Source organism: Rhodococcus sp. NS-SX18 (genome assembly GCF_057367935.1).
In genome coordinates, this window is record NZ_CM170633.1 from 207,695 (window position 1) to 228,003 (window position 20,309).

Below are 20,309 nucleotides of genomic sequence, written 5' to 3' on the forward strand. Positions count from 1 at the left end.
TGCCGGTCAGGAGGCGAGCAGCATGGCCAGAACCGCGGTGTCGGGATCGCTGTTGGGGTCCACGCCAACCCGGCTGACCAGCGACGTCACTGTCCCGTCGGCCTCCGCCTCCACCCACGCGGCCCGGTGTTCGAGACCCAGGTGCGGCAGCCCCGGCAGCAGCACGCAGCCCGAGGCCGCCCCCGTGCACTCCGGCAGCGACGGCCGGGTCTCGGACGGCGGGTGGAGCACGATCAGGGCGGGCGGCTGATGCGCCGCGAACCGGCCCGGCTCCACCGCCTCGTCGCCGATCACCGGTCCCTCCGCGAGGACCAGGCCCACCGTGCCCGGCTCGGGGTCGTCCGGCAGCTCCTCGCGCACCCCGAACACCGTCGAGGTGGTCAGCAGGCCGGGCAGCGACGCCACCCGCACCGTCACCGCGAGCAACTGCGCCCACTCGCGCGTGCTCTCCGGCCACCGCCCCGACACCACGAATCCGCGCAGGGATCCTGCGGTGTGGAAGGCGGCGAGGCCGATCTGTTCGTTCCCGTTCATCCCGCTACCTCCTCGGTGTGACCACAGTCGATGACCGATACACGCCGTTGGGTAGGTGAAGAATGACCGTTTCGTCCGCTGGCACACAAGAGCCCCCGAGTGCCAGCTACGTCCGAGGCCCCTCGAACACGTGGAGGGGACGCCGGAAACCGGCGTCCCCTCCACGACGTGCGACGCGACTAGACCAGCAGACCGGAGGTCTGGGTGCGGGCGCGCTCGAAACGGGCCTGCACGTCGGCCCAGTTGACGATGTTCCAGAATGCCTTGACGTAGTCGGCCTTGACGTTCTGGTACTGCAGGTAGAAGGCGTGCTCCCACATGTCGAGCATGAGCAGCGGGGTCAGGCCGATCGGGATGTTGCCCTGCTGGTCGTACAGCTGGACGATGATCAGGCGCTGGCCGATGGAGTCCCAGGCCAGGATGGACCAGCCGGAGCCCTGGATCGAGTTGGCGTTCGCCGAGAAGTGGTCGCGGAAGGCGTCGAAGGAACCGAACGCGTCGTCGATCGCGGCACCGAGCTCACCGTCCGGCTTGTCGCCACCCTCCGGCGACAGGTTCTTCCAGAAGACGGAGTGGTTGGTGTGGCCGCCGAGGTGGAAGGCCAGGTCCTTCTCCAGCTTGGTGGCCTGCGCCGCCATCGTGCCGTTCTCCCGCGCCTCCGCCATCTTCTCGAGGGCGGTGTTGGCGCCGGCAACGTAGGTCGCGTGATGCTTGCTGTGGTGCAGCTCCATGATCTTCGCCGAGATGTGCGGCTCGAGCGCGGCGTAGTCGTAGGGCAGGTCCGGAAGTGTGTACTCAGCCACGAAGGGTCCCTTCTGTTCGGGCCCGGTGGGGCCCGTGCGTGATTTTCAAGTACTCCTGGGTTTCCACCCAAACCCATAAGTACACCCTCTGCAAGATCGCCCCCGCAGCCGGTCGGCGCCGGGACATCGGGCGCCGCCACGTCGACCTGGAGCAGACGGGTCGTCTACCTGCGGAAACGCCGCGCAATTCGGCCGGCACGTGAACGCCCGCTTAACATCGGCGGGTGTTTCGGCCCTTCGCGAGCGACGGGACGCGCGATGCCCCGGCGCCGCGCGTGGACCTGCCGGGTGTGAACCTGCTCCGCACCATTGCGGTCCTGGCGGTGCTGTACTCGCACATCTCCTTCTATCTGATCGACGACCTCGGCACCGGCTGGTGGGTCATCGACGTCGTGTACCGGGTCTTCGTCGAGGGCGCGGGTCTCAACCAGCACCTGTCCTTCCTCGGCGTCGCGATGTTCATGACCCTGACCGGGCTGCTCATCACCCGCTCCGCCATCCGCGACGAACCGCGCCGCTTCCTCGTCGCCCGCAGCGCGCGGCTGATCCCGGCGTTCTGGGTTGCGATCCTGGTCGCGATCCTGCTGGTGCGGCTCGGGGTCAACGGCATGTTCAGCGGCCAGACCGGCGTCTCCGACGTCGAAGCCGTACTCAGCTTCTTCCTGGGCGGGTTCTTCCTGAAGCCCGAGGTGGCGGTGCTCGGGGTCACCTGGACCCTCGCCGTGCAGATCACCTTCTATCTGTACTGCGTGGCCGCCCGGCCGCTCCTGCGCACCCGGCCCATCGTCGTCCCCGTCCTCGGGGCAGTGGTGTGCATGCTGGTGCTGCTGTACAACCTGTACCTGCCCGAGCCGTACACCGTGCCGTTCCTGTCCAAGGTCGCGGCCACGATGCCGACCGTGTTCCTGGGTCAGATCGTGTACCTGGGCTGGGCACGGGCGACGTCCCGTCGCTGGCTGATCGTCGCGTTGCTCGCCCAGGTCCAGGTGATCCACCTGGCCACCGACTACCACGTGTACTGGGCCGGCAGCCGCTACCTGTGGACCATCGTCGTGGTCACCGCGTGTGTGGTGCTGGTCTCCCGCATCGACGGCCGCTTCGCCCGCTCGCGGGTGCTGCACTGGACCGCCACCCGCAGCTACGCGATCTACCTGGTGCACACGCTGGTGCTGTACCGGGTGTACGAGAACACGGTCGCCCACCTCGGCCGCACCGGGGCCGTGCTCGCGTTCCTGGTGGTGTGCGCGGCCGTCTCCGAACTGCTCTACCGCGGCGTCGAGGTGCCGGCCGCCCGCTGGATCAGCGCCCGGTGGCTCCCACCCCGCCCGTCGCCCCAGGTCACGGCCGAGGCAGAACCCATGGAGAAGCCGCGCGCGTAACATCGAGGCATGTCCTGGTTCGACGACATCCTCGCCCGTGCGGGTTCGAAATCGGTGATGGTCGCGCAGGAGCAGGCGCTGCCCGGTCGCGCCGAGCCGCTGCCCGTCCCCGACACCCACTACGTGAACGGACACCGCCTCACCCCGCCGTTCCCCGACGGAATGCAGACCGCCGTCCTCGGGATGGGGTGCTTCTGGGGAGCCGAGAAGGAGTTCTGGCAGCTCGAGGGCGTGTACTCCACGGCCGCGGGATATGCCGGCGGATACACCCCGAACCCCACCTACGAGGAGGTCTGTTCGGGCCGGACCGGGCACACCGAGGTGGTGCTGGTGGTGTTCGATCCGAAGGTGATCTCCTACGAGGGCATCCTCAAGCAGTTCTGGGAGAACCACGATCCCACCCAGGGCATGCGGCAGGGCAACGACCACGGCACCCAGTACCGCTCGGCGATCTACACGTTCGACGAGGGACAGATCGAGATCGCCGAGGCCACCGCCGAGAGTTTCGGCGCCCGCCTCGCCGCCGCCGGCTACGGCGCCGTGACGACCGAGATCGCGCCGCTCACGCAGTTCTACTACGCGGAGGACTACCACCAGCAGTACCTGGCGAAGAATCCGAACGGGTACTGCCCCGTCCACGCCACCGGGGTGAGCTGCCCGGTCGGACTCGGCGCCTGACGGCAGCGTCCCGTCCCGGGCGGATCGGCCGCGGCGACGTCCGGAGCTTCTGTGACGTTGGCCGCGACACCTTGCAGTCCTTAGCTGTGCGTATCACTCTGGAGTGAGGGAGCTGTCGCGGGGGAGAGGATCGAGGCCGAGATGACGGGGAACACGAGCGAGTATCTGCGGGTTCTGCGGCGAGGGCTGCGGGGTCGCGACCCGCTGGTCCGGCGCACCGATCGCGTCGAGGCGCGACTCGCGGTCGCGGTGCTGGTCCTTCTCCTGGCGGCGATCCCCCTCGCCGGCTGGGTCGGCGCCCGTACCTGGGACACCCAGTCCGCCCTCGCCGTGCAGCAGACGGCCGAGCGCACCCTCGTGACGGCGACGACACAGGCCCCGGCCGAGACCACGGACGTCACTGCCGGCGAACTCGCGATGACGGCCTCCGCGTCCGCACCCGCCACCTGGACGTGGCGCGACGAGAAACGCCGGGGCGACGTCACCGTGGACTACGGCACACCGGCCGGCGCCGACGTGCAGGTCTGGGTCGATCCGAACGGCGAACAGGCTCTCGCGCCGCTGAGCGCGACGAGCGCGAAGATCTCCTCGATCCTGGTCGGGGTCGCCCTCTGGTGCGCCGCGGCCCTGCTCGCCGCCGCGGTGTTCGGCTACGGCCGGTGGCGACTGGATCGCACCCGCCGCCGGGAGTGGAGCCGCGAGATCGCGGCCTTCCTCGGTTCCACCAGCAGCCACTGACCGAGCCGGTTCGTCACACCTCCGGCATGACCTCCCGCGCCACCAGTTCGAGGTGGTCGAGGTCGGCCAGGTCCAGCACCTGCAGGTAGATGCGCTGCGACCCGGCCTCGGCGTAGCGGCCGATCTTGTCGATCACCTCGGCGGGCGTGCCGGCAAGACCGTTCTCCCGCAGCTCGTCCACCTCGCGTCCGATCCGGGCGGCGCGGCGGGCGATCTCTGCCTCGTCGCGACCGCAGCACAGCACGAGCGCGTTGGAGTACGTCAGTTCGGCGGGATCGCGGTCGGCCGCGCGGCACGCCTCCTGCACGCGCGCGAACTGGGCCGCGGTCGCCTCCGACGACTGGAACGGGATGTTGAATTCGTCCGCGTACCGCGCGGCGAGGGCCGGGGTGCGGCGCTTACCGCCACCACCGATCACGATCGGCGGACCGGAACGCTGGTGCGGCTTGGGCAGCGCCGGCGAATCGACGATGCGGTGGTGCGCTCCCTCGTACGAGAAGGTCTCACCCACGGGCGTCTGCCACAGGCCGGTGATCACGGCCAGGGACTCCTCCAGCTTGTCGAAGCGCTCCCCGAGCGAAGGGAACGGGATCCCGTAGGCGAGGTGCTCCTCCTCGTACCAGCCTGCGCCCAGTCCGAAGTCGACCCGGCCGCCGCTCATGGCGTCGACCTGCGCGACGGAGATCGCGAGGGGGCCAGGATGGCGGAAGGTCGCGGAGGTCACCAGCGTGCCCAACCGGATCGTGGAGGTCTCCCGCGCCAGGCCGGCCAGCGTGATCCAGGCATCGGTCGGACCGGGCAGGCCGGCGGAGTTCATTGCGAGGTAGTGGTCGGAACGGAAGAAGGCGCCGTAGCCGAGCCGCTCGGCCGTCTGCGCGACGGCGAGCAGGTCCTCGTAGGTGGCACCCTGCTGAGGTTCGGTGAAGATCCGTAGTTCCATGCCGTCGATCATTTCAGTTCGACGAAGACGATGTGGGTCGGCGTCGCACCGGCGTTCTCGGCGGAACGGACCCGTACGGGAGTCGGCCGCACTCCTCGGGCGCAACCGATCCCGACGTTTCGTCGCCGAGGCCCTTTCGCCGCACGCGCGGATCCGCCGGGGAAGCGGACGACGCGGTCGATCTTCGCGCTGCTGTGCGTGGTGGTGCAGAAGATGTCTGTGGGGCAATGGATGACGTGGGTACGCCGACGTCTCACCGCTGAAATGTTCCCGGAGTGAGGCGATGTGCCGCTGTGGAAACTGTGCCTTCTGTGGATGAAGCTGTGGAAACTGTGGATAACTCCCGCGCGGAGGCGATTTCACGCGACGCCCGGGACCCGGCGAATCGGACGGGTTCCAGTTTCTGCGGGGCCGCGCGGGATGCCTGTGCTCGCTGCATACGCCCCAGCGGCGTGCCAGTATTGACGATGTGAGCTTCTCCGACGTGCCCACCGTCAACGTCTCGGACGTGCCGCCGATCGGCCCCGAGGTCGTACTGCTCGACGTACGCGAAACCGGCGAATGGGATCTCGGGCATGCGCCCGGGGCCCTGCACATCCCCATGAGCGACGTTCCCGCCCGCCTGGACGAGATCGACATCGACGCCGAGGTGTACGTCGTGTGCCGGCAGGGCGGACGTTCCCTCGCCGTCGTCGAGTACCTGGCCCACGTCGGCTACGAAGCGATTCAGGTCCACGGCGGAATGGTGTCCTGGCAGCAGAACGGGCTACCCCTCACCGCCGACGGCGAGACCCCGGCGAAGATCTATTGATGGCTGCCTACCAGATCTGCGTCCGCTGCGGGCACCGCTGGCCCGTGTCCTGGCAGCCCCGGCAGTGGTGCCCGGGCTGCCGCGGCCTGTTGCTGTCGCCCGACGACACCACCGCCCCCGTGCCGCCGGGGCGCCGCAACTTCCGCTGGGTCGCACGGCCGCCGCAGGCCCGGTCCGCCGCGGACGGTCACCGGCCCCGGTGCCGGTCCGCGGGACCGACCCCGCACTACCGCGAGGTGCCGCGCTGGGGACTTGCCGACCCGCGTCCGGTCGACGAACCGGCGGAGCCGTCGCGGGAGGAGACCCTCGCCGACCTCGCCCCGACGCTCCTCGCGGGCGCGGCCGTCGTGTTCGGCCTCGCCGCCGTCGGCGAGGCCGTCCGGTACGGGCTGCTGCTGTACAACCGCACGCGCCTCGTCGACCCCCTCGCTCTCGCCGCCTCCGACGCCCTGGTGTGGGCCACCCAGCTGTGCGGACCCGCCGTCGCCCTCGCCGCGGGTGTCGCGGCGACGCTGCGCCTGATCCGGGTGCGGCGACGACTGTTCGCCGCCCGCGGGCTCGCCGACCCGCGCAGCCGGCTGTCTCTGCTGCTCGGCTGCCTCGTGCCCGGAGTGAACCTCGCGCTGCCCGGCGTCTTTCTCACCGAGGTCACCGGGCCCGACGACCCGCGGCTGCGACGAGCCGTGCGTACGTGGTGGGTGCTGTGGGTGCTCGGCGGCGTGCTGTTCGTCGTCAACGTGTTGTGGCGGCAGCGGGACGCCCTGCAGGCGCAGGCCGACGGCGTGCTGCTCGCCGCCGTGACCGCGGCCCTCGCCGCGACCGTCGCCGTCGCGGCCCTGCACGTCGTGCGGCTGTTCGACCACCACGATCTGCGCGGCCGTCCTCGTCGCCTGACCCGGCGCACCGTGGCGACCGGCCCGAAGTACGAGCCCATCGCTCCGATCGAACCGGTCGGCGCTCGCACCGACGAGGTGCCGGCCTCGTGACCGCGGGCCGGGAACCGCGCGTCGTCGCACACCGGGGCGCGTCCGCCGCCAAGGCCGAGCACACCCTCGCCGCCTACGAACTGGCGCTGCAGGAAGGCGCCGACGGCCTCGAGTGCGACGTACGGCTGACCCGCGACGGGCACCTGGTGTGCATCCACGACCGCACCGTCGACCGGACCTCCACCGGCAGCGGCATGGTGAGCGAGATGACCCTCGCCCAGCTCGAGGAACTCGACTACGGCACCCCCGGCGAGCCGGCGCGGCTGCTGACGCTGCGGCAGCTGATCGAGCTGACGCTCGATTGGACCAGCCGGCCCGTCAAGCTGTTCGTCGAGACCAAACATCCCGTGCGCTACGGCGGTCTCGTGGAGGCGAAGCTCCTCGCCGAGCTGGCCCGCTTCCGGCTCGCGACCCCCGCCTCCGCGGACTTCTCCCGCGTGGTCGTGATGTCGTTCTCCGCGGCCGCGGTGTGGCGGGTGCGCAGGTCCGCACCGCTGCTGCCGACGGTGCTGCTCGGCGAGACGTCGCGCTATCTCGGCGGCAGTGCCGCCACCACCGTCGGTGCCACCGCGATCGGCCCGTCGATCTTCACGCTGCGTCAGCATCCCGAACTCGTCGACAAGGCGGCTGCCGCGGGCCGCGCCACCTACTGCTGGACCGTCGACGATCCCGCCGACGTCGACCTGTGCCGCGACCTGGGCGTCGGCTGGGTGGCCACCAACCATCCGGGGCGCACCAAGCTTCTGCTCGGCGCTTCCCGCGGCGTGTAGTTTTGCGCCGTGGCCAAGAAGAGTAAGAGAAACAGCGGACCCAAGCCCGGCGGCAACCGCGCCGCGAAGCTCGAGCAGCGGCGGCTCGCCCGCGAGGCGGAGGCCGCCACGGTCACCCGGCCGTTCGAGGGTCTCGCCCTCGAATGCGACCTGGTGGCCCTGCGCGAATTCGTGCCGTCGGCGGTGTTCCCGTTGCCGACGACAACCCCCGGCCGGGTCGTCCGGGCGGCCACGGTGCTGCCCGGCGCCGTCGCCGCTCTCGTCCGCGAGGAAGGGGACGAGACCGCCGCGTACATCGGGCTGCAGCTCGCTGCCGCCGGCCCCGATCCGGCCGCCGAACTCGGCGCCGCGCTCGCATGGGTCCAGGAGGCGGACGCCGGGTCGTCCCTCGCCGTCGCCGAACCCGGACCGGACCGGCCGCGCCTGCACGACCTGATCGACGTCGACGTCGTCCCGGAGATCACCGTGTACCGGGATTTCGACTGGTGGATCCCCGAGGGCGTCGAGGTCTCGCCCGACGTCGCGAACACCGTCCGGCACGCCAACGATGCGATCATGCCGTCCGCGCGGCTCGAGGGCGAAGGACTCGTCGCCGCGTGGTGGGTCGACGCCGGGGAGAAGGCGCACCTGCGCTGGGTGCGACCGGAGGACGAGGACGCGCTGATGGCCGCGCTCTCGCGGGTTCACGCCGCGGGCGGGCTGCACCTGGGGGACGGTTCCCGGTTCGCCGGGTCGTTCCGCACCCACGGGCTGCTCGTGCCGGTGTTCGATCTCGATCCCGAGCGGCACCCGGACGAGTGGGTCGCACCCACCGCCGAGTTCGGTGCCCGGCTCGACGAGGCGCTGGCCGTGGACGCGCCGCTCACCGGCGCCGAACGGCGCTCGCGTGACGGCCTGCGCAGCCGTCAGGTCACTCTGCGCTGAGCGAGTTCCGGCGTCCGCCCCCGCCGAGCGAACGTGCCGTTCCGTCGGTCTACGGAGATGAGCGATACCTTCGCTCGGCGAGGGGGTCGCGGCGGCAGCGACCCGGCCGGCGCCCTGGGGGGTCACGACGGCGGCGTCAGCAACTCCGGTGAGATCTGCTCGTCCCGGGCCAGGGCGTCGAAGAACGGGACGGCTCGCGACCGATCCCACACGAGCACGTTGCCGATCCCGGAGACGTCCTCGAAGCCGCCGACCGGGACGGTGGCGGTCACCGTCTCGCCCCGCATCGCCCACCCGAGCCGGGCCAGGTGCCACATGTGGTCGCCCTCGTCGACCCGCAGGGAACCGGCGACCCCGGAGGCCAGCGACCACATCCGGACCGGGTTCAGCAGCGTGCTGAGACCGGTGGCCTTGCTGAGCAGGGCGGACATGAACAACCGCTGGTTGTTCATCCGGTCGAGGTCGGCCAGCGCCGTCGCGCGGGTACGCACGAAGCCGAGGGCTTGCGGACCGGTGAGTTCCTGGCATCCCGCCGGCAGGGAGATTCCCGCCAGCGGATCGTCGATGGCCTGCGGCAGGCACACGTCCACACCGCCGAGGTCGTCGACGATCGAGGCGAAGCCCCCGAACCCGATCTCGGCGTAGTGGTCGATGTGCACCCCGGTGGCGCCCTCGACGGTCTGCACCAGCAGCGACGGGCCGCCCAGCGCGAACGACGCGTTCAGCTTGTCCTGGCCGTGGCCGGGGACCGGGACGTACGAATCGCGGGGCAGGGACACCATCGTGGTGGGCCCGCCACCGCTGGGCACATGGATCAGGATGACGGTGTCGGTGCGGTCCGGGCCGGTCTCCCCGCCCGTCGCGAGTTCCTGCTCCTGCTCCGCGCTGAGACCGGTGCGACTGTCCGAGCCCACCAGCAGCCAGTTGGTCCCCGGGGTGTCGCCGACGCGGTCCGGGTAGTCGGCGAGCGCCTCGACACGGGTGAGCTTGCCGTCGAGGTAGACGGCACCGGCGCCGACGAGGGCGATCAGCACGAGCACGACGATCGCGGCACGGCGCACGACGCGACGGGCGACGCCGGGCCGGCGGCGCGGGGCCGGTTCGGGCGCGGGCGGGGCGGGCCGGCGCCGCGGTGGGGGCGCCGACGGTGGGGGCGGCGCCGCGCGGCGCGGCTCGTCGTACCGCTCGGGAGTCTGGGTGGGCGCCCAGTCGCGCTGTTGCCTCGGCGGCGGCGGTGGTGGTGGCGTCGGCCGCTGCTGCCGCGGCGGGGGCGCCGGCGGCCGGTACTGCGGGGTGGGCGCCTGCGACCAGGCCTGCTGCGGGCCGGGGGGACGTCCGTCGCGGCGGATGATCTGCGGTCCCTCCGGCGGTGGGGGCCGGTCCATCGGTGCCGGTCGGCGCGGCGGCGGCATCTGCGGAGGCTGCCGCGGCGGCCGGGGTCGAGGGTCGGGATGGTCGCCGTTCACGACCTCCCAATGTACGCAGGCCGGGTCAGGGCAGCCAGGACACGTGCCCGCGAAGTGCCTGGTAACCGACAAATGCGACGCTGTCGATCAGGGCGTGCGCCACCACCAGCGGCCACAACTGCGACGTGCGCTGCCAGTACCGGCCGAACACCAGGCCCATCACGACGTTGCCGATCCCGCCTCCGACCCCTTGGTACAGGTGGTAGCTGCCGCGCAGCAGCGCCGACGCGAGCAGGGACGAGTTCTCCGACCAGCCGAGCTGCCGCAGCCGGGTGATCAGGTACGCGACGACGAGGACCTCCTCGGCGGCGGAGTTGGCGATCGCCCACAGCACCAGCGCCGGCAGCCGCCACCAGTAGTCCTCGAGGGTGCTGGGTGCGACGGTGAGGTTGAGACCCACCGCGCGCGCCACCAGGTACAGGCCGAGGCCGGGGATCCCGATGAGCGCGGCGAGTCCCACTCCCGGCAGCAGGCCACGCCGGAACTGGTCGCGGGCGAAACCGATCGCCCTGGGGCCGATGCCGCTGCGCCAGAGCAGGTACACGCCCAGCGCCGCCCACGCCAGCAGCCGCACGATGCCGAGCAGCTGCCGGGCCAGGTCGATGAACTGCTGCGACGAGCGGGGAACGTTCAGCGCGACGGTCTGGTCGGACAGCGGCGCCGGCGCCAGCGCCGACTCGAGCAGCGACAGCATCGACGACAGGCCGCTCAGGCCGAACGTGACGAGCAGGACGATGGTGATCTCGATCCACAACGCGCGCCGGTCCGACGGGTCGAGGGGTTCGGCCGGTCGGCGCGGGGGCGGGGTCAGCCAGGTGCGGATCGTCACGGTCGCGATTGTGCCGGGTCGCCGCAAACCGCTCACCTCCTGATCGCGTCCCGGCGGGAGTCGAGGCCCGGCTTGCGGGAGATCGAGCGCGGCGATCTCCTCCGCCGTCCTCGGTGTGCGGAGGTAGGCGAGTATCTCCCGCTCCCGGGCGGACAGCCCGACGGCCGGGACCCCCGCAGCCGCGAGAATGACGAAAGACGTTCGCTCCGATAATCATTCGAATTCGGAGTCGGCGTCTATGCTGTCGCCATGTTGCTCATCGGAATCCTCGTGTTCGGGATGGTCGTCGGCGCCGCGGCCCAGTTGCTGCTGGGCAGGTCGACGGGAGGGATCAATTGGCCCCTCGCCTTCGCTGCCGGGCTCGCCGGGTCGTTCGTCGGCGGGCTGCTCGTCAGTCTTCTGGCCGGCGACGGACTGTCGCTACGGCCGAGCGGGATCATCGGCTCGCTCGTGGGGGCGCTGCTCGTCACCGGTGCGGTGGGCTGGTGGCGGGCGCGTTCCGCCACGCCGAAGCCTTGATCCGCGGAGCGGCCTGTCACCAGAAGTCGAGGGCTTCCGCGAGCGAGGTGGACTGGGCGTGGGTGGGCCGCTGCGCACCGTCGACGGTGTAGACGGTGGTGCCGACGGTCGCGACGACGAGTCCGTGCCGGGCGACGCCCATCGGCGGCAGCTCGGACCAGGTGCCGGTGGTCAGGTCGAACGCTTCGACGTCGGCGAGGACGCGGGTGGGTTCCTCGCCCCCGGCGGCGACGATGCGGCCGTCGAGATGGGTGACGCCGAGCCCGCCGCGCGGGGTAGGCATGTCGGGCAGGGCGGTCCAGGTGTCGGTGCCGGGGTCGTAACGCTCGACGGTGGCGACGTTCTTGTCGGCGGACAGGTCGCGGCCGCCGAGCGCGTAGGCGTAGGTGCCGTCGGTGGTGGCGGCGAGATGCTCGCGTGGGGTGGGCAGGTCCGCGACGCTGCTCCAGCTGGTGCCGTCGTACACGTCGGTGGTGGTGAGGAGGGTGTCGTCGGCCTGCCCGCCGAACACGTAGATCCTGTCCCCGATGGTGACGGCGGCCCCGGCGGCGCGTGCCTGCGGCATGGCGGGCAGTTCGGTCCACTCCCCGCCGCGCAGCGCGAACACCCGATCGGACGGCTGGGCGGTGAGATCGGCGCCCTCGGGCACCCATCCGCCGAGCACCACGAGTTCGTCCGCGTATTCGACGGCCATCGCGTGGTTGAGCGGAAGGGGGAGGTCGGGTCCCACCTTCCAGGTGTCGATGGCCGGGTCGTAGCCCTCCACCCGGGCCGTGGATCCGTTGTTGTCGAGACCGCCGAGGACCCACACGGTGCCGTCGGCGACGGCGGACGCGGTCTGCTGGCGGGCGGTGGGGGCGTCGCGCAGCTGCCGCCACGCCGGGCCGGGCTGGACGCGGCGCGGCGGGATCTGCAGCGCCTCGGTGACGGAGGTCGACTCGGCGTGGGTGGGTTCGGTGGCGCCGTCGATGGCGTAGACGGTGTCGCCGACCGCACCGAGTGCCAGCCCGTGCCGCGGCGTCCGCAGATCCGGTAGCTCGGACCACGTCCCGGTGGTCAGGTCGAACGCCTCGACGTCGGCGAGGACACGGGTGGGTTCCTCGCCGCCGGCGGCGACGATGCGGCCGTCGATGTAGGTGGCGCCGAGCCCGCCGCGCGGGGTGGGCATGTCGGGCAGGGCGGTCCACGATCCGGTGGTGGGGTCGAAGCGTTCGACGGTGGCGACGTTCTTGTCGGCGGACAGGTCGCGGCCGCCGAGCGCATAGGCGTAGGTGCCGTCGGTCGCGGCCGCGAGGTGCTCGCGTGGGGTGGGGATGTCGGCGACCGTGCTCCAGGCGGTGCCGTCGAACACGTCGGTGGGCCGGATCAGGGTGTCGTCGGCCTGACCGCCGAAGACGTAGATCTTGTCCCCGATGGTGACGGCGGCCCCGGCGGCCCGGGCGCGGGGCATGGGCGGCATCTCCACCCATTCACCGTTGCGGACGGCGAAGACCCGGTTCGACGGGGTGGCGGTGAGGTCGGGCCCGTCCGGGATCCAGCCGCCGAGGACGACGGGCACGCCGTCCCACGTGACGGCCATCGCGTGGTTGAGCGGGATCGGCAGGTCCGGTCCGGCCTTCCAGGTGTCGATGGCCGGGTCGTAGCCCTCGTGGGCGGGCGACGCCCCGGAGTCGTCCAGGCCGCCGAACACCCACACGGTGCCGTCGGCGACGGTGGCGGCGGTCTGCTGGCGGGCGGTGGGCGCGTCGCGCAGCGGTCGCCACTCGGCAGTCGGGGCGACCTCGGTGGTCTCGCCTGCCGCGGCGGTCCCGGCGTCGCCGGCCTGCCGGGTCGCCACGTAGACGGCCGTGGCCGCGACGGCGAGCAGTGCGACGGCGAGCACGGCGAGGAGAACCGGTAGACGCACGGTCCGTCGCGCGGGGGACTCGCCCGGGCGGGGTGGACCGGACGGTGGCCGCGACCCGGATGTGGGCGGAGGACCGGAGGAGGGCGGGGGACCGGACGACGGTGGTGGACCGTTCGGGCGCGGTGGGGCGGACCCGGCGGAGACCGCGGTGACCGTGGCAGGCGCGGCTGTGCCGGGCCCGGTACTGCCAGGCCCGGCTGGGTGGGGTCCGGCGAGGGGGTGCCGGCCCGTCGGCTGGTCGTGGAACCGCGACTCGCCCGGCAGGGCCATGTCGTCGACGTGGCGGCCGTGCCGGGCCTGGGTCTGCTGCAGCTCCCGGCCGAAGTCGGCGGCCGTGGCGGGCCGCCGGGCCGGATCCACCGACATGGCGTGCTCGATGGCGGTGCACACGTCGTCGGGGATGCCGTGGGGGCGCAGATCCGGGATGGGCTGGCTGGTGATGCGCAGGAACTGGGCGATGATCTCCTCGCCCGTGCGTCGCTCGAACGCGGCGCGGCCGGTGATGAGGGCGAACAGGGCGGCGCCGAGGCCGTAGATGTCCGAGGCGGGGGTGGGTGGCTTGCCCTCGAGCACCTCGGGGGCGGTGAACGCGAGCGATCCGGTGAACGCGCCGGTGGCGGTTTCGAAACCGCCGGCGATGCGGGCGATGCCGAAGTCGGTGAGCTGTGGCTCGCCGTACTCGGTGACCAGGATGTTGGCGGGCTTGACGTCGCGGTGCAGGGTGCCGGCGCGGTGAGCGGTCTCGAGGGCGCCGGCGAGTTTGACCCCGACGCGGACGACGTCCCACCACGGCATCGGCCCGTCGCGGCGAACCCGCACCGCCAGCGAGTCGTTGGGGTGGTACGGCATCACGATGTAGGGCCTGCCGGTGGAGGTGACGCCCACCTGGAGGATGTTGACGATGTTCGGGTGGCCGGACAGGCCGCCCATCGCGAACCCCTCGCGCAGGAACCGTTCGCGGTTCTCGGCGTCGAGGTCGGAGGAGAGCACCTTGATCGCGACGGTGCGTCCGAGGGAGCGTTGCCGGCATCGATAGACCACTCCGAAGCCGCCGCGGCCGACGACGAGGGCGTCGTCGAATCCCGCCGCGGCGAGTTCGGCCGCGATCCCCTGTCCCGCGGGGCGGGTGGCTTCCGGATCGAAATCGGCCATGGTTTGCGGCTTTCGACATGCGACGCACTGCTGACTCGAGGATACCGCCGAAGCGGGCGGGAAGATCAGTGCCGGGCGCGCAGTCCGTTGGCGAAGGGGCAGCCCACGAGTCGGCGCAGGGCGCGACCGAGGGAGTCGGCGTCGGCGACGGGTTCGGGGAACGGAATCCGCACGTCGTGGTCGCCGTGCCCGGACTCGAGGCGCAGGCGCAGGCCGTAGCGGTCCAGGCCGAGGGGCCGGATGCGGCCACGCCGGTCGGCGGCGGGGATGTGCCGGGCGATGCGGTGGACCAGGTCGCTGTGGTCCTGCTCGAGGTGCTCGAGCCAGGCGGGCTCGACGGCGGCGAACGGGTCCGGGGTGGCGGCGAGGACATCGGCGACCTCCACGGCCTCGGCGCCGGTGGTGTCGGCGGCGACGACGGATGTGAGCCGCAGGCGCAGCAGTTCGGCGCGGTGCCCGACGTCGAGCAGCGCGGGGTGCGGCAGGATCGCGGCGATGTCGGCGGCGAGCTGCCGGGGCTCGGCGACGGTGTGAGCGGTGCCGCGGAGCCAGATGAGCGAGCGGACGGGGTTGCGCAGGCGCAGCGGCGAATGGTCGGTCAGTTCCAGCACGGCATGCAGACCCGCGGCGCCTTGCTGCCAGGTCAGCGCGACGGCAGCGCAGTCGTCGGGGACGACGACGAACAGGTCGCCGTCGCTGTGCAGGTGGTGCAGCACCGTGGTCACGGGCGCGGCTCCGTCGGTGGCGAGCACGGCCGAGTCGGCACGGACCACGGCGGTGCGGACGGTCTCGGCAGTGGAAGGCGCGGGGAGTGCGGTGGTGGCCGGCATCGGAACCTCCTTGAGTAGTAGGTGAGGCAAACCTAAGTCATGGTGACCGGGGTCGCAACACCCCGGCGACTAACCTGGTGAGGTGCCCATCCCGCTCACGCTCGGAATGCCGCCGTCCCGCGAGGAGCCCCGCGGCCTGCTCACCGCCCTGCTCACTCGTCGGCACCCGACCCTCGCCGATGCCCTCGACGCCCCCGACCACGCCGCGATCGGCGACCCCGTGGTGCCGGTGTCCGCGCTGACCGAGGCTCCCGGGGAGGCCGCCGCGCTGCGGATCGTCGGTGAACTCGACGTCGCGCCCGACGCCGAGCACCTGTCCGGCCTGCACCCCGCCCCGGTCCGCTACCAGCTCGAATGCCCCGCGGCGGAGCTTGCCGAGGCGCTCGCGATCGCCGTCCCCGCTCCCCTGACCGTCTACGTCGACACCGGTGACCTGCCCGAGACGGCCCGCGCTCTCGTCGGCGCCGGGCACAGCCCCGGTCTGCCCGCCGGACGCGACGCCGGCGAGATCGCCGACTTCCTGTCCGTCCTCGCCCATGCCGGCACCGGCTTCGCCGCGCGTGCTCGCGACGCCGGCGAGGTGCTCGCCCTGCTCGCCGCCACCGTCGCCGCCCTGCGCGGCGACGACGTGCGCGCCGCGCTCGCCGCACCCGACCCCGCCCGGCTGACCGGCCTGATTCCCGAGGCCGCGGCCGCGGTGCGCGAGATCCTGCTCGCCGTCGAGGTCGACGACCCGGCGGCCGTCGCGCGGGATCTCGCCGGCCTCGGCCTGCCGCCGCGATGATTCCGTTTGCCGCGACGACAGGGTCCGGACGAATTCGGTGCGTACCCTTCTAGGCGTGCCACGCATCGCCTACTTCGGTCCCACCGGAACCTTCACGGAGATGGCCCTCGCCCGGTTCGAGGACGCCGGAACCTTCGACGGTCCGGTCGAGCGGGTGTCGGCCGCCAGCCCGCCCGCGGCGCTGCAACTCGTGCGCGACGGCGTGGTCGACGCCGCCGTGGTGCCGATCGAGAGCTCGGTGGAGGGTTCCGTGCCCCCCACGATGGACGCCCTCGCGGTGGGCCCGCGCCTGCAGATCGTGGCCGAGACCGAGCTGGACGTGGCCTTCACGATCGTGGGCCGGCCCGGCGTCACGCTCGGCGACGCCCGCACCGTGCACGCCTACCCGGTGGCCGCCGCGCAGGTGCGCCAGTGGATCGCCGAGCACATGCCGCGCGCCGAGGTGGTGGCCGCCTCGTCCAATGCCGGGGCCGCCGAGGACGTCGCGGCCGGCAAGGCCGACGCGGGCGTGTCCACCGCGCTGGCCGGGCAGCGACTCGGCCTGCCGGTCCTCGCCGACGGCGTCGCCGATCACGCCGGCGCCCGCACCCGCTTCGTGCTGGCCACCCGGCCCGCCGCCACCCCGGCCCGTACCGGCGTCGACCGCACCTCGGTGATCCTGCAGCTGCCGAACGAACCGGGCTCCCTCGTGCGGGCCATGACCGAGTTCGCCACCCGCGGCATCGACCTCACTCGCATCGAGTCCCGCCCCACCCGCCAGGAATACGGGACCTACTTTTTCCACTTGGACTGTGTCGGCCACATCGACGACGCACTCGTCGCCGAGGCGCTCAAGGCGCTGCACCGCTTCGCGCAGGTGCGGTTCCTCGGCTCCTGGGCGGCGGTGTCCCAGCACGGTGTGGCCCCGGTGTCGGACGAAGAGGATGCGCAGTGGCTGCAACGGCTGCGGCGCGGGGAGGAAGAGCGTTGAGCGGCCGATTGATCCTGGTCCGGCACGGACAGACGGTGGCGAACGTCGCGCGTCGCCTCGACACCAAGCTGCCGGGCGCCGAACTGACCGAACTCGGCGTCGCGCAGGCCCGCACCCTCGGGCGGGGGTTCTCGCAGCAGCCGCCGACAGCCCTGTTCGCCTCGCAGGCCCTGCGCGCCCGGCAGACCGCCGAGCACGTCGAACTCGCCGCAGGGGTGCCCACCGTCGTCCGCGAAGGCCTGCACGAGGTGCAGGCCGGGGAGCTCGAGGACCGCAGCGACGAGGAATCCCACACGCTGTTCATGAAGGTGTACGAGTCCTGGCACACCGGCGACCTGCGCGACCGGGTGCCCGGCGGCGAATCGGGCATGGAGGTCCTGGATCGCTACCTGCCGGTGGTCGAGTCGGTGCGGGCCGACTATCTCGACAACGGTTCCGGGGACGTCGTGGTGGTCAGCCACGGCGCCGCCATCCGCCTCGTCGCCGCCCACCTCGGCCGGGTGCCGGGCAGCTTCGCGACCGGCAACCACCTCGCCAACACCGAGAGCGTCGAGCTGGTCCCGCGGCCGGGTGGCGGCTGGGAGTGCGTGCGCTGGGGCACCTTCCATGGGCCGTTCCACGACACCGGGCGTGCCGGCGCCGACGATCCGATGGGCTGAGTTCGCGCCCGACCGTCCGCCTCCGGGAGCGTCCGGGCGCGGAGGCGTCCCGCGTGCTGCCGGCGCACGGGTATCCTCGAGCCGTCCGAATGTAGCGATCGATAGGTTGGGTACGGCACATGGGAACTTCCACCGACGGCACCGTCGCGGACGGTGTCGCTGGGCCGGACTGGCGACGTCTCGAGCCGATGGAGCTGACTCCCATCCTCTCCGCGGCGCTCGATGCGTTCTACGAGACCGGGTTCCACGGCACCTCGGTGCGGGAGATCGCCCGCCGGGTGGGCGTGACCGTGCCCGCCCTGTACTACCACCACGAGAACAAGGAAGGCCTGCTCATCGCGCTGCTCGAGCTCTCGACCAGTGACGTGATGGCCCGCGCCTACGCCGCGGACGCCGACGGCGGCGACGACCCGGTGCAGCGGCTCGCCAACGCCGTCGAGGCCATCGTGCTGCGCATGACGAACCGTCCCCGCCTCGCCGCGCTCGAGGGCGAGGTGCGCTACCTCAGTCCCGAGAACCGGCAGCGTTACCGCGCGGTGCGCAAGGAGATCGAGAAGCTCGTCCTCGAGATCGTCGAGGACGGGACCCGGCGCGGGGTGTTCGACGTCGACGACCCGGCCGAGACCACCCGCGCTTTGCTGGGCATGTGCCAGTCCATCCCGCGGTGGTATCACCGCGAGGGCTCCCTGACTCCGGAGGAGGTGGCGCGCAAGTACGTCGCGATCGCCCTCAAGACGGTCGGCGCCACCCCCCCTGCCTCGAAACCCTGACGGGCGGGCTCAGCCCCGCCCGAACACCGCCGTCCGCTTCTCCTGAAAGGCGCTCACGCCCTCGTGGAAGTCCGCGGACGCCAGCAGCTCGAGCTGACCGGCCCGTTCGCGGCCGAATGCGCTGTCGAGCTCGCCGAGGGTCGCGTCGTTGATCGCGTCCTTGGTGGAACGGAAGGCCTCGACGGGGCCGGCGGCGAGCCGGGCGGCGAGCGCGTCGACGGCGGCCGCGAAACCGTCGTCGGGGTACACCTCGGCGATCAACCCGGCCGCGAGAGCCTCGCGTGCGGGCAACCGTTCGGCGAGCAGCGCCATCTTCAGCGCCCGGGCCCGGCCGATCGACGCGGCGACGAGTGCCGTCGCACCGCCGTCGGGCATGAGGCCGATCCGGGTGAAGGCGAGCAGCAGGTAGGACGACTCCGCCGCGACGGTGAGATCGCAGCCCAGGGCGAGGGACACACCGACGCCGGCAGCGGGACCGTTGACGGCGCCGACGACCGGCCGGGGGAAGGCGCGGATCGCGGCGACGGTGCGGTTGGCCGCGTCGATGGTCTCGGCCGACGGCGGCGCGGACAGGTCCTTGCCGGCGAGGTCGGCGCCGGTGCAGAACGCGCGGCCGGCGCCGGTGAGGACCGCGACGCGCACGGCGTCGTCGCCGGCGTACTTCTCGAAGGCGTCGGCGACGGCCTCGAGGGTGGCGGTGGTGACGGCGTTCATCCGGGCGGGCCGGTCGAGGGTGATGCGCAGGATGCCGTCGCCGACGGTCACGTCGACACCGATCGGGTCGATGGTCATAGGGTCCTCCGTGGGTCGGGTGCTCGGGACGATCAGGGGCGCAGGCTCAGGGCGACCTTGCCGGTCGCGGTCCGGTCGGCGAGTGACCGCAGCGCCTCGGCGGCGTGCGCCATGGGGTGGACGGTGGGTTCGGGGACCTGCAGGGCCCCGGAGCGCAGCAGCGGTTCGAGCTGCGCCCATTGGCGGGCGGTGTAGTCGGGGGAGGTGCGCACGTACTCGCCCCATCCGGCGCCGAGGACCGAGATGTTGTTGAGCAGCAGGCGGTTGACCTTGACCGTGGGAATCTCGCCACCCGTGAAGCCGAGGACCACGAGGCGTCCGTTCGGTGCCAGGCTGCGCAGGCTGTCGGTGAACCGGTCCCCGCCGACGGGGTCGAGGACGATGTCGACCCCGCGGCCGCCCGTGAGTTCGAGGACCCGGTCCTTGAAGCCGTCCGCGAGGACGGTGTGGGTGGCGCGGTTGGCCTTCGCGACCGCCGCCTTCTCCGCGGTACTGACCACCGCGACGGTCTCGAGGCCGAGGGCGGCCGCGACGTGCAGGGCGGCGACGCCGACACCGCCCGCGGCGCCGTGCACGAGCACCGTCTCGCCGGCGCGGTATCGGGCCCGTTCGTCCAGCGCGAAGTGGACGGTGAGGTAGTTCATGAGGAACCCGGCGCCGGCGGTCAGGGACACCGAATCGGGAAGTGGGAACACCGATTCCGGGGCCACCGCGACGGTCTGCTGCCACGCGCCCGCGGCGGCGAGCACGGCGACGCGCCGCCCCGGTGTCAGGCCGCTGCCTTCCGGGGCGGAGCGCACGACGCCGGCCCCTTCGACGCCGAGTACACACGGCAGGGGGCGGACAACCTGGTAGCCGGCGGTGGTCTGCAACAGGTCCGGAAACGAGACGCCGGCGGCGTGGAGGTCGACGAGGACACTGCCCTGTGGGTCGGGTTCGGGGAGGTCCACGAGCCGCACGCCGTCGGGCCCGGTTCTGTCGGTCAGCTGCACGGCCTGCATGGGCTCTCCTGCCGTCCTTGTGGCCGAGCGGGTTTCGGTGCTCCGCGGCCCGGTGATCGCGTACCGCT

General features: G+C 72.2%; 21 protein-coding genes. 12 read left to right on the plus strand and 9 right to left on the minus strand.

The window, feature by feature from the left end; translation table 11 throughout:
* Positions 1 to 6 precede the first annotated feature (6 nt).
* Both AC2IPW_RS00895 and AC2IPW_RS00900 read right to left on the minus strand, forming a co-directional pair.
* Positions 7 to 534: a hypothetical protein gene (locus AC2IPW_RS00895; RefSeq protein ID WP_003939396.1), complete on the minus strand. Its 528-nt coding sequence runs from the start codon at positions 532 to 534 to the stop codon at positions 7 to 9.
* Positions 535 to 713: 179 nt separating this feature from the next.
* The gene (locus AC2IPW_RS00900; RefSeq protein WP_003939397.1) at positions 714 to 1,337 is read right to left on the minus strand and encodes a superoxide dismutase; all 624 of its coding nucleotides are present in this window, start codon (positions 1,335 to 1,337) and stop codon (positions 714 to 716) included.
* 275 nt (positions 1,338 to 1,612) lie between these two features.
* Between AC2IPW_RS00900 and AC2IPW_RS00905 the strand changes: the two genes are divergently transcribed.
* The 3 genes from AC2IPW_RS00905 to AC2IPW_RS00915 all read left to right on the plus strand — a co-directional run bounded on the left by AC2IPW_RS00905 (position 1,613) and on the right by AC2IPW_RS00915 (position 4,132).
* Positions 1,613 to 2,716 (plus strand): acyltransferase family protein, encoded by a 1,104-nt coding sequence (locus AC2IPW_RS00905; protein WP_054372570.1) that lies wholly within the window; start codon positions 1,613 to 1,615, stop codon positions 2,714 to 2,716.
* Positions 2,717 to 2,725: 9 nt separating this feature from the next.
* Positions 2,726 to 3,394, plus strand: a complete 669-nt coding sequence (gene msrA / locus AC2IPW_RS00910; RefSeq protein ID WP_003939399.1) for a peptide-methionine (S)-S-oxide reductase MsrA — start codon at positions 2,726 to 2,728, stop codon at positions 3,392 to 3,394.
* Between the two features lie 141 nt (positions 3,395 to 3,535).
* Positions 3,536 to 4,132: an Rv1733c family protein gene (locus AC2IPW_RS00915; RefSeq protein WP_003939400.1), complete on the plus strand. Its 597-nt coding sequence runs from the start codon at positions 3,536 to 3,538 to the stop codon at positions 4,130 to 4,132.
* A gap of 13 nt (positions 4,133 to 4,145) precedes the next feature.
* On the opposite strand, the gene AC2IPW_RS00920 is transcribed toward AC2IPW_RS00915, so the two are convergent.
* Positions 4,146 to 5,072 carry an LLM class F420-dependent oxidoreductase gene (locus AC2IPW_RS00920; RefSeq protein WP_003939401.1) on the minus strand — a complete coding sequence of 309 codons (927 nt, stop codon included), beginning with the start codon at positions 5,070 to 5,072 and terminating at the stop codon, positions 4,146 to 4,148.
* 469 nt (positions 5,073 to 5,541) lie between these two features.
* Here AC2IPW_RS00920 and AC2IPW_RS00925 point away from each other — a divergent pair, with 469 nt between their 5' ends.
* The 4 genes from AC2IPW_RS00925 to AC2IPW_RS00940 are packed head-to-tail and all read left to right on the plus strand — an operon-like array spanning position 5,542 to position 8,563.
* Complete coding sequence (locus tag AC2IPW_RS00925) at positions 5,542 to 5,883, plus strand: rhodanese-like domain-containing protein (RefSeq protein ID WP_486376066.1); 342 nt, start codon at positions 5,542 to 5,544, stop codon at positions 5,881 to 5,883.
* Entirely contained in the window at positions 5,883 to 6,869 is a 987-nt protein-coding gene (locus tag AC2IPW_RS00930; protein ID WP_486376067.1) for a DUF4328 domain-containing protein, read from the plus strand. Before AC2IPW_RS00925 ends, AC2IPW_RS00930 begins: the two co-directional genes overlap by 1 nt.
* Positions 6,866 to 7,639 (plus strand): glycerophosphodiester phosphodiesterase, encoded by a 774-nt coding sequence (locus AC2IPW_RS00935; protein ID WP_054372568.1) that lies wholly within the window; start codon positions 6,866 to 6,868, stop codon positions 7,637 to 7,639. Before AC2IPW_RS00930 ends, AC2IPW_RS00935 begins: the two co-directional genes overlap by 4 nt.
* Positions 7,640 to 7,648: 9 nt before the next feature.
* The gene (locus AC2IPW_RS00940) at positions 7,649 to 8,563 is read left to right on the plus strand and encodes a DUF5926 family protein (protein ID WP_486376068.1); all 915 of its coding nucleotides are present in this window, start codon (positions 7,649 to 7,651) and stop codon (positions 8,561 to 8,563) included.
* Between the two features lie 122 nt (positions 8,564 to 8,685).
* Here AC2IPW_RS00940 and AC2IPW_RS00945 read toward each other — a convergent pair whose 3' ends face one another.
* The gene (locus AC2IPW_RS00945; protein WP_486376069.1) at positions 8,686 to 9,975 is read right to left on the minus strand and encodes an LCP family protein; all 1,290 of its coding nucleotides are present in this window, start codon (positions 9,973 to 9,975) and stop codon (positions 8,686 to 8,688) included.
* A 79-nt stretch (positions 9,976 to 10,054) separates the two neighbouring features.
* Positions 10,055 to 10,858 (minus strand): CPBP family intramembrane glutamic endopeptidase, encoded by an 804-nt coding sequence (locus AC2IPW_RS00950; RefSeq protein ID WP_054373418.1) that lies wholly within the window; start codon positions 10,856 to 10,858, stop codon positions 10,055 to 10,057.
* Between the two features lie 249 nt (positions 10,859 to 11,107).
* Between AC2IPW_RS00950 and AC2IPW_RS00955 the strand changes: the two genes are divergently transcribed.
* Positions 11,108 to 11,377, plus strand: a complete 270-nt coding sequence (locus AC2IPW_RS00955; RefSeq protein WP_003939408.1) for a GlsB/YeaQ/YmgE family stress response membrane protein — start codon at positions 11,108 to 11,110, stop codon at positions 11,375 to 11,377.
* A gap of 16 nt (positions 11,378 to 11,393) precedes the next feature.
* Here AC2IPW_RS00955 and AC2IPW_RS00960 read toward each other — a convergent pair whose 3' ends face one another.
* Both AC2IPW_RS00960 and AC2IPW_RS00965 read right to left on the minus strand, forming a co-directional pair.
* Positions 11,394 to 14,435, minus strand: a complete 3,042-nt coding sequence (locus AC2IPW_RS00960) for a Kelch repeat-containing protein (RefSeq protein ID WP_486376070.1) — start codon at positions 14,433 to 14,435, stop codon at positions 11,394 to 11,396.
* 65 nt (positions 14,436 to 14,500) lie between these two features.
* Entirely contained in the window at positions 14,501 to 15,265 is a 765-nt protein-coding gene (locus AC2IPW_RS00965) for a DUF2470 domain-containing protein (RefSeq protein ID WP_486376071.1), read from the minus strand.
* A gap of 82 nt (positions 15,266 to 15,347) precedes the next feature.
* On the opposite strand from AC2IPW_RS00965, the gene AC2IPW_RS00970 reads away from it, so the two are divergent.
* From AC2IPW_RS00970 to AC2IPW_RS00985, 4 genes are all read left to right on the plus strand, one after another.
* On the plus strand, positions 15,348 to 16,049 hold the full coding sequence (locus AC2IPW_RS00970) for a hypothetical protein (RefSeq protein ID WP_416062416.1): 702 nt from the start codon (positions 15,348 to 15,350) through the stop codon (positions 16,047 to 16,049).
* 55 nt (positions 16,050 to 16,104) lie between these two features.
* Positions 16,105 to 17,019 carry a prephenate dehydratase gene (pheA, locus tag AC2IPW_RS00975; protein WP_486376072.1) on the plus strand — a complete coding sequence of 305 codons (915 nt, stop codon included), beginning with the start codon at positions 16,105 to 16,107 and terminating at the stop codon, positions 17,017 to 17,019.
* A complete protein-coding gene (locus AC2IPW_RS00980) occupies positions 17,016 to 17,678 on the plus strand; it encodes a histidine phosphatase family protein (RefSeq protein WP_486376073.1) in 663 nt (220 codons plus the stop codon). Before pheA ends, AC2IPW_RS00980 begins: the two co-directional genes overlap by 4 nt.
* 119 nt (positions 17,679 to 17,797) lie before the next feature.
* Positions 17,798 to 18,448, plus strand: a complete 651-nt coding sequence (locus tag AC2IPW_RS00985; RefSeq protein ID WP_486376074.1) for a TetR/AcrR family transcriptional regulator — start codon at positions 17,798 to 17,800, stop codon at positions 18,446 to 18,448.
* Positions 18,449 to 18,457: 9 nt separating this feature from the next.
* Here the strand turns inward: AC2IPW_RS00985 and AC2IPW_RS00990 are convergent, their stop codons facing one another.
* Both AC2IPW_RS00990 and AC2IPW_RS00995 read right to left on the minus strand, forming a co-directional pair.
* Positions 18,458 to 19,240: an enoyl-CoA hydratase gene (locus AC2IPW_RS00990; RefSeq protein WP_486376075.1), complete on the minus strand. Its 783-nt coding sequence runs from the start codon at positions 19,238 to 19,240 to the stop codon at positions 18,458 to 18,460.
* Positions 19,241 to 19,272: 32 nt separating this feature from the next.
* Complete coding sequence (locus tag AC2IPW_RS00995; RefSeq protein WP_486376076.1) at positions 19,273 to 20,241, minus strand: NADPH:quinone oxidoreductase family protein; 969 nt, start codon at positions 20,239 to 20,241, stop codon at positions 19,273 to 19,275.
* Positions 20,242 to 20,309 lie beyond the last annotated feature (68 nt).

Coding starts and splice junctions, on each gene's coding strand:
- AC2IPW_RS00895 (WP_003939396.1), bottom strand. CDS start 534: ATGAACGGGAACGAACAGATCGGCCTCGCCGCCTTCCACACCGCAGGA.
- msrA (WP_003939399.1), top strand. CDS start 2,726: ATGTCCTGGTTCGACGACATCCTCGCCCGTGCGGGTTCGAAATCGGTG.
- AC2IPW_RS00915 (WP_003939400.1), top strand. CDS start 3,536: ATGACGGGGAACACGAGCGAGTATCTGCGGGTTCTGCGGCGAGGGCTG.
- AC2IPW_RS00920 (WP_003939401.1), bottom strand. CDS start 5,072: ATGGAACTACGGATCTTCACCGAACCTCAGCAGGGTGCCACCTACGAG.
- AC2IPW_RS00930 (WP_486376067.1), top strand. CDS start 5,883: ATGGCTGCCTACCAGATCTGCGTCCGCTGCGGGCACCGCTGGCCCGTG.
- AC2IPW_RS00945 (WP_486376069.1), bottom strand. CDS start 9,975: ATGCCGCCGCCGCGCCGACCGGCACCGATGGACCGGCCCCCACCGCCG.
- AC2IPW_RS00955 (WP_003939408.1), top strand. CDS start 11,108: ATGTTGCTCATCGGAATCCTCGTGTTCGGGATGGTCGTCGGCGCCGCG.
- AC2IPW_RS00960 (WP_486376070.1), bottom strand. CDS start 14,435: ATGGCCGATTTCGATCCGGAAGCCACCCGCCCCGCGGGACAGGGGATC.
- AC2IPW_RS00965 (WP_486376071.1), bottom strand. CDS start 15,265: ATGCCGGCCACCACCGCACTCCCCGCGCCTTCCACTGCCGAGACCGTC.
- AC2IPW_RS00985 (WP_486376074.1), top strand. CDS start 17,798: ATGGGAACTTCCACCGACGGCACCGTCGCGGACGGTGTCGCTGGGCCG.
- AC2IPW_RS00990 (WP_486376075.1), bottom strand. CDS start 19,240: ATGACCATCGACCCGATCGGTGTCGACGTGACCGTCGGCGACGGCATC.
- AC2IPW_RS00995 (WP_486376076.1), bottom strand. CDS start 20,241: ATGCAGGCCGTGCAGCTGACCGACAGAACCGGGCCCGACGGCGTGCGG.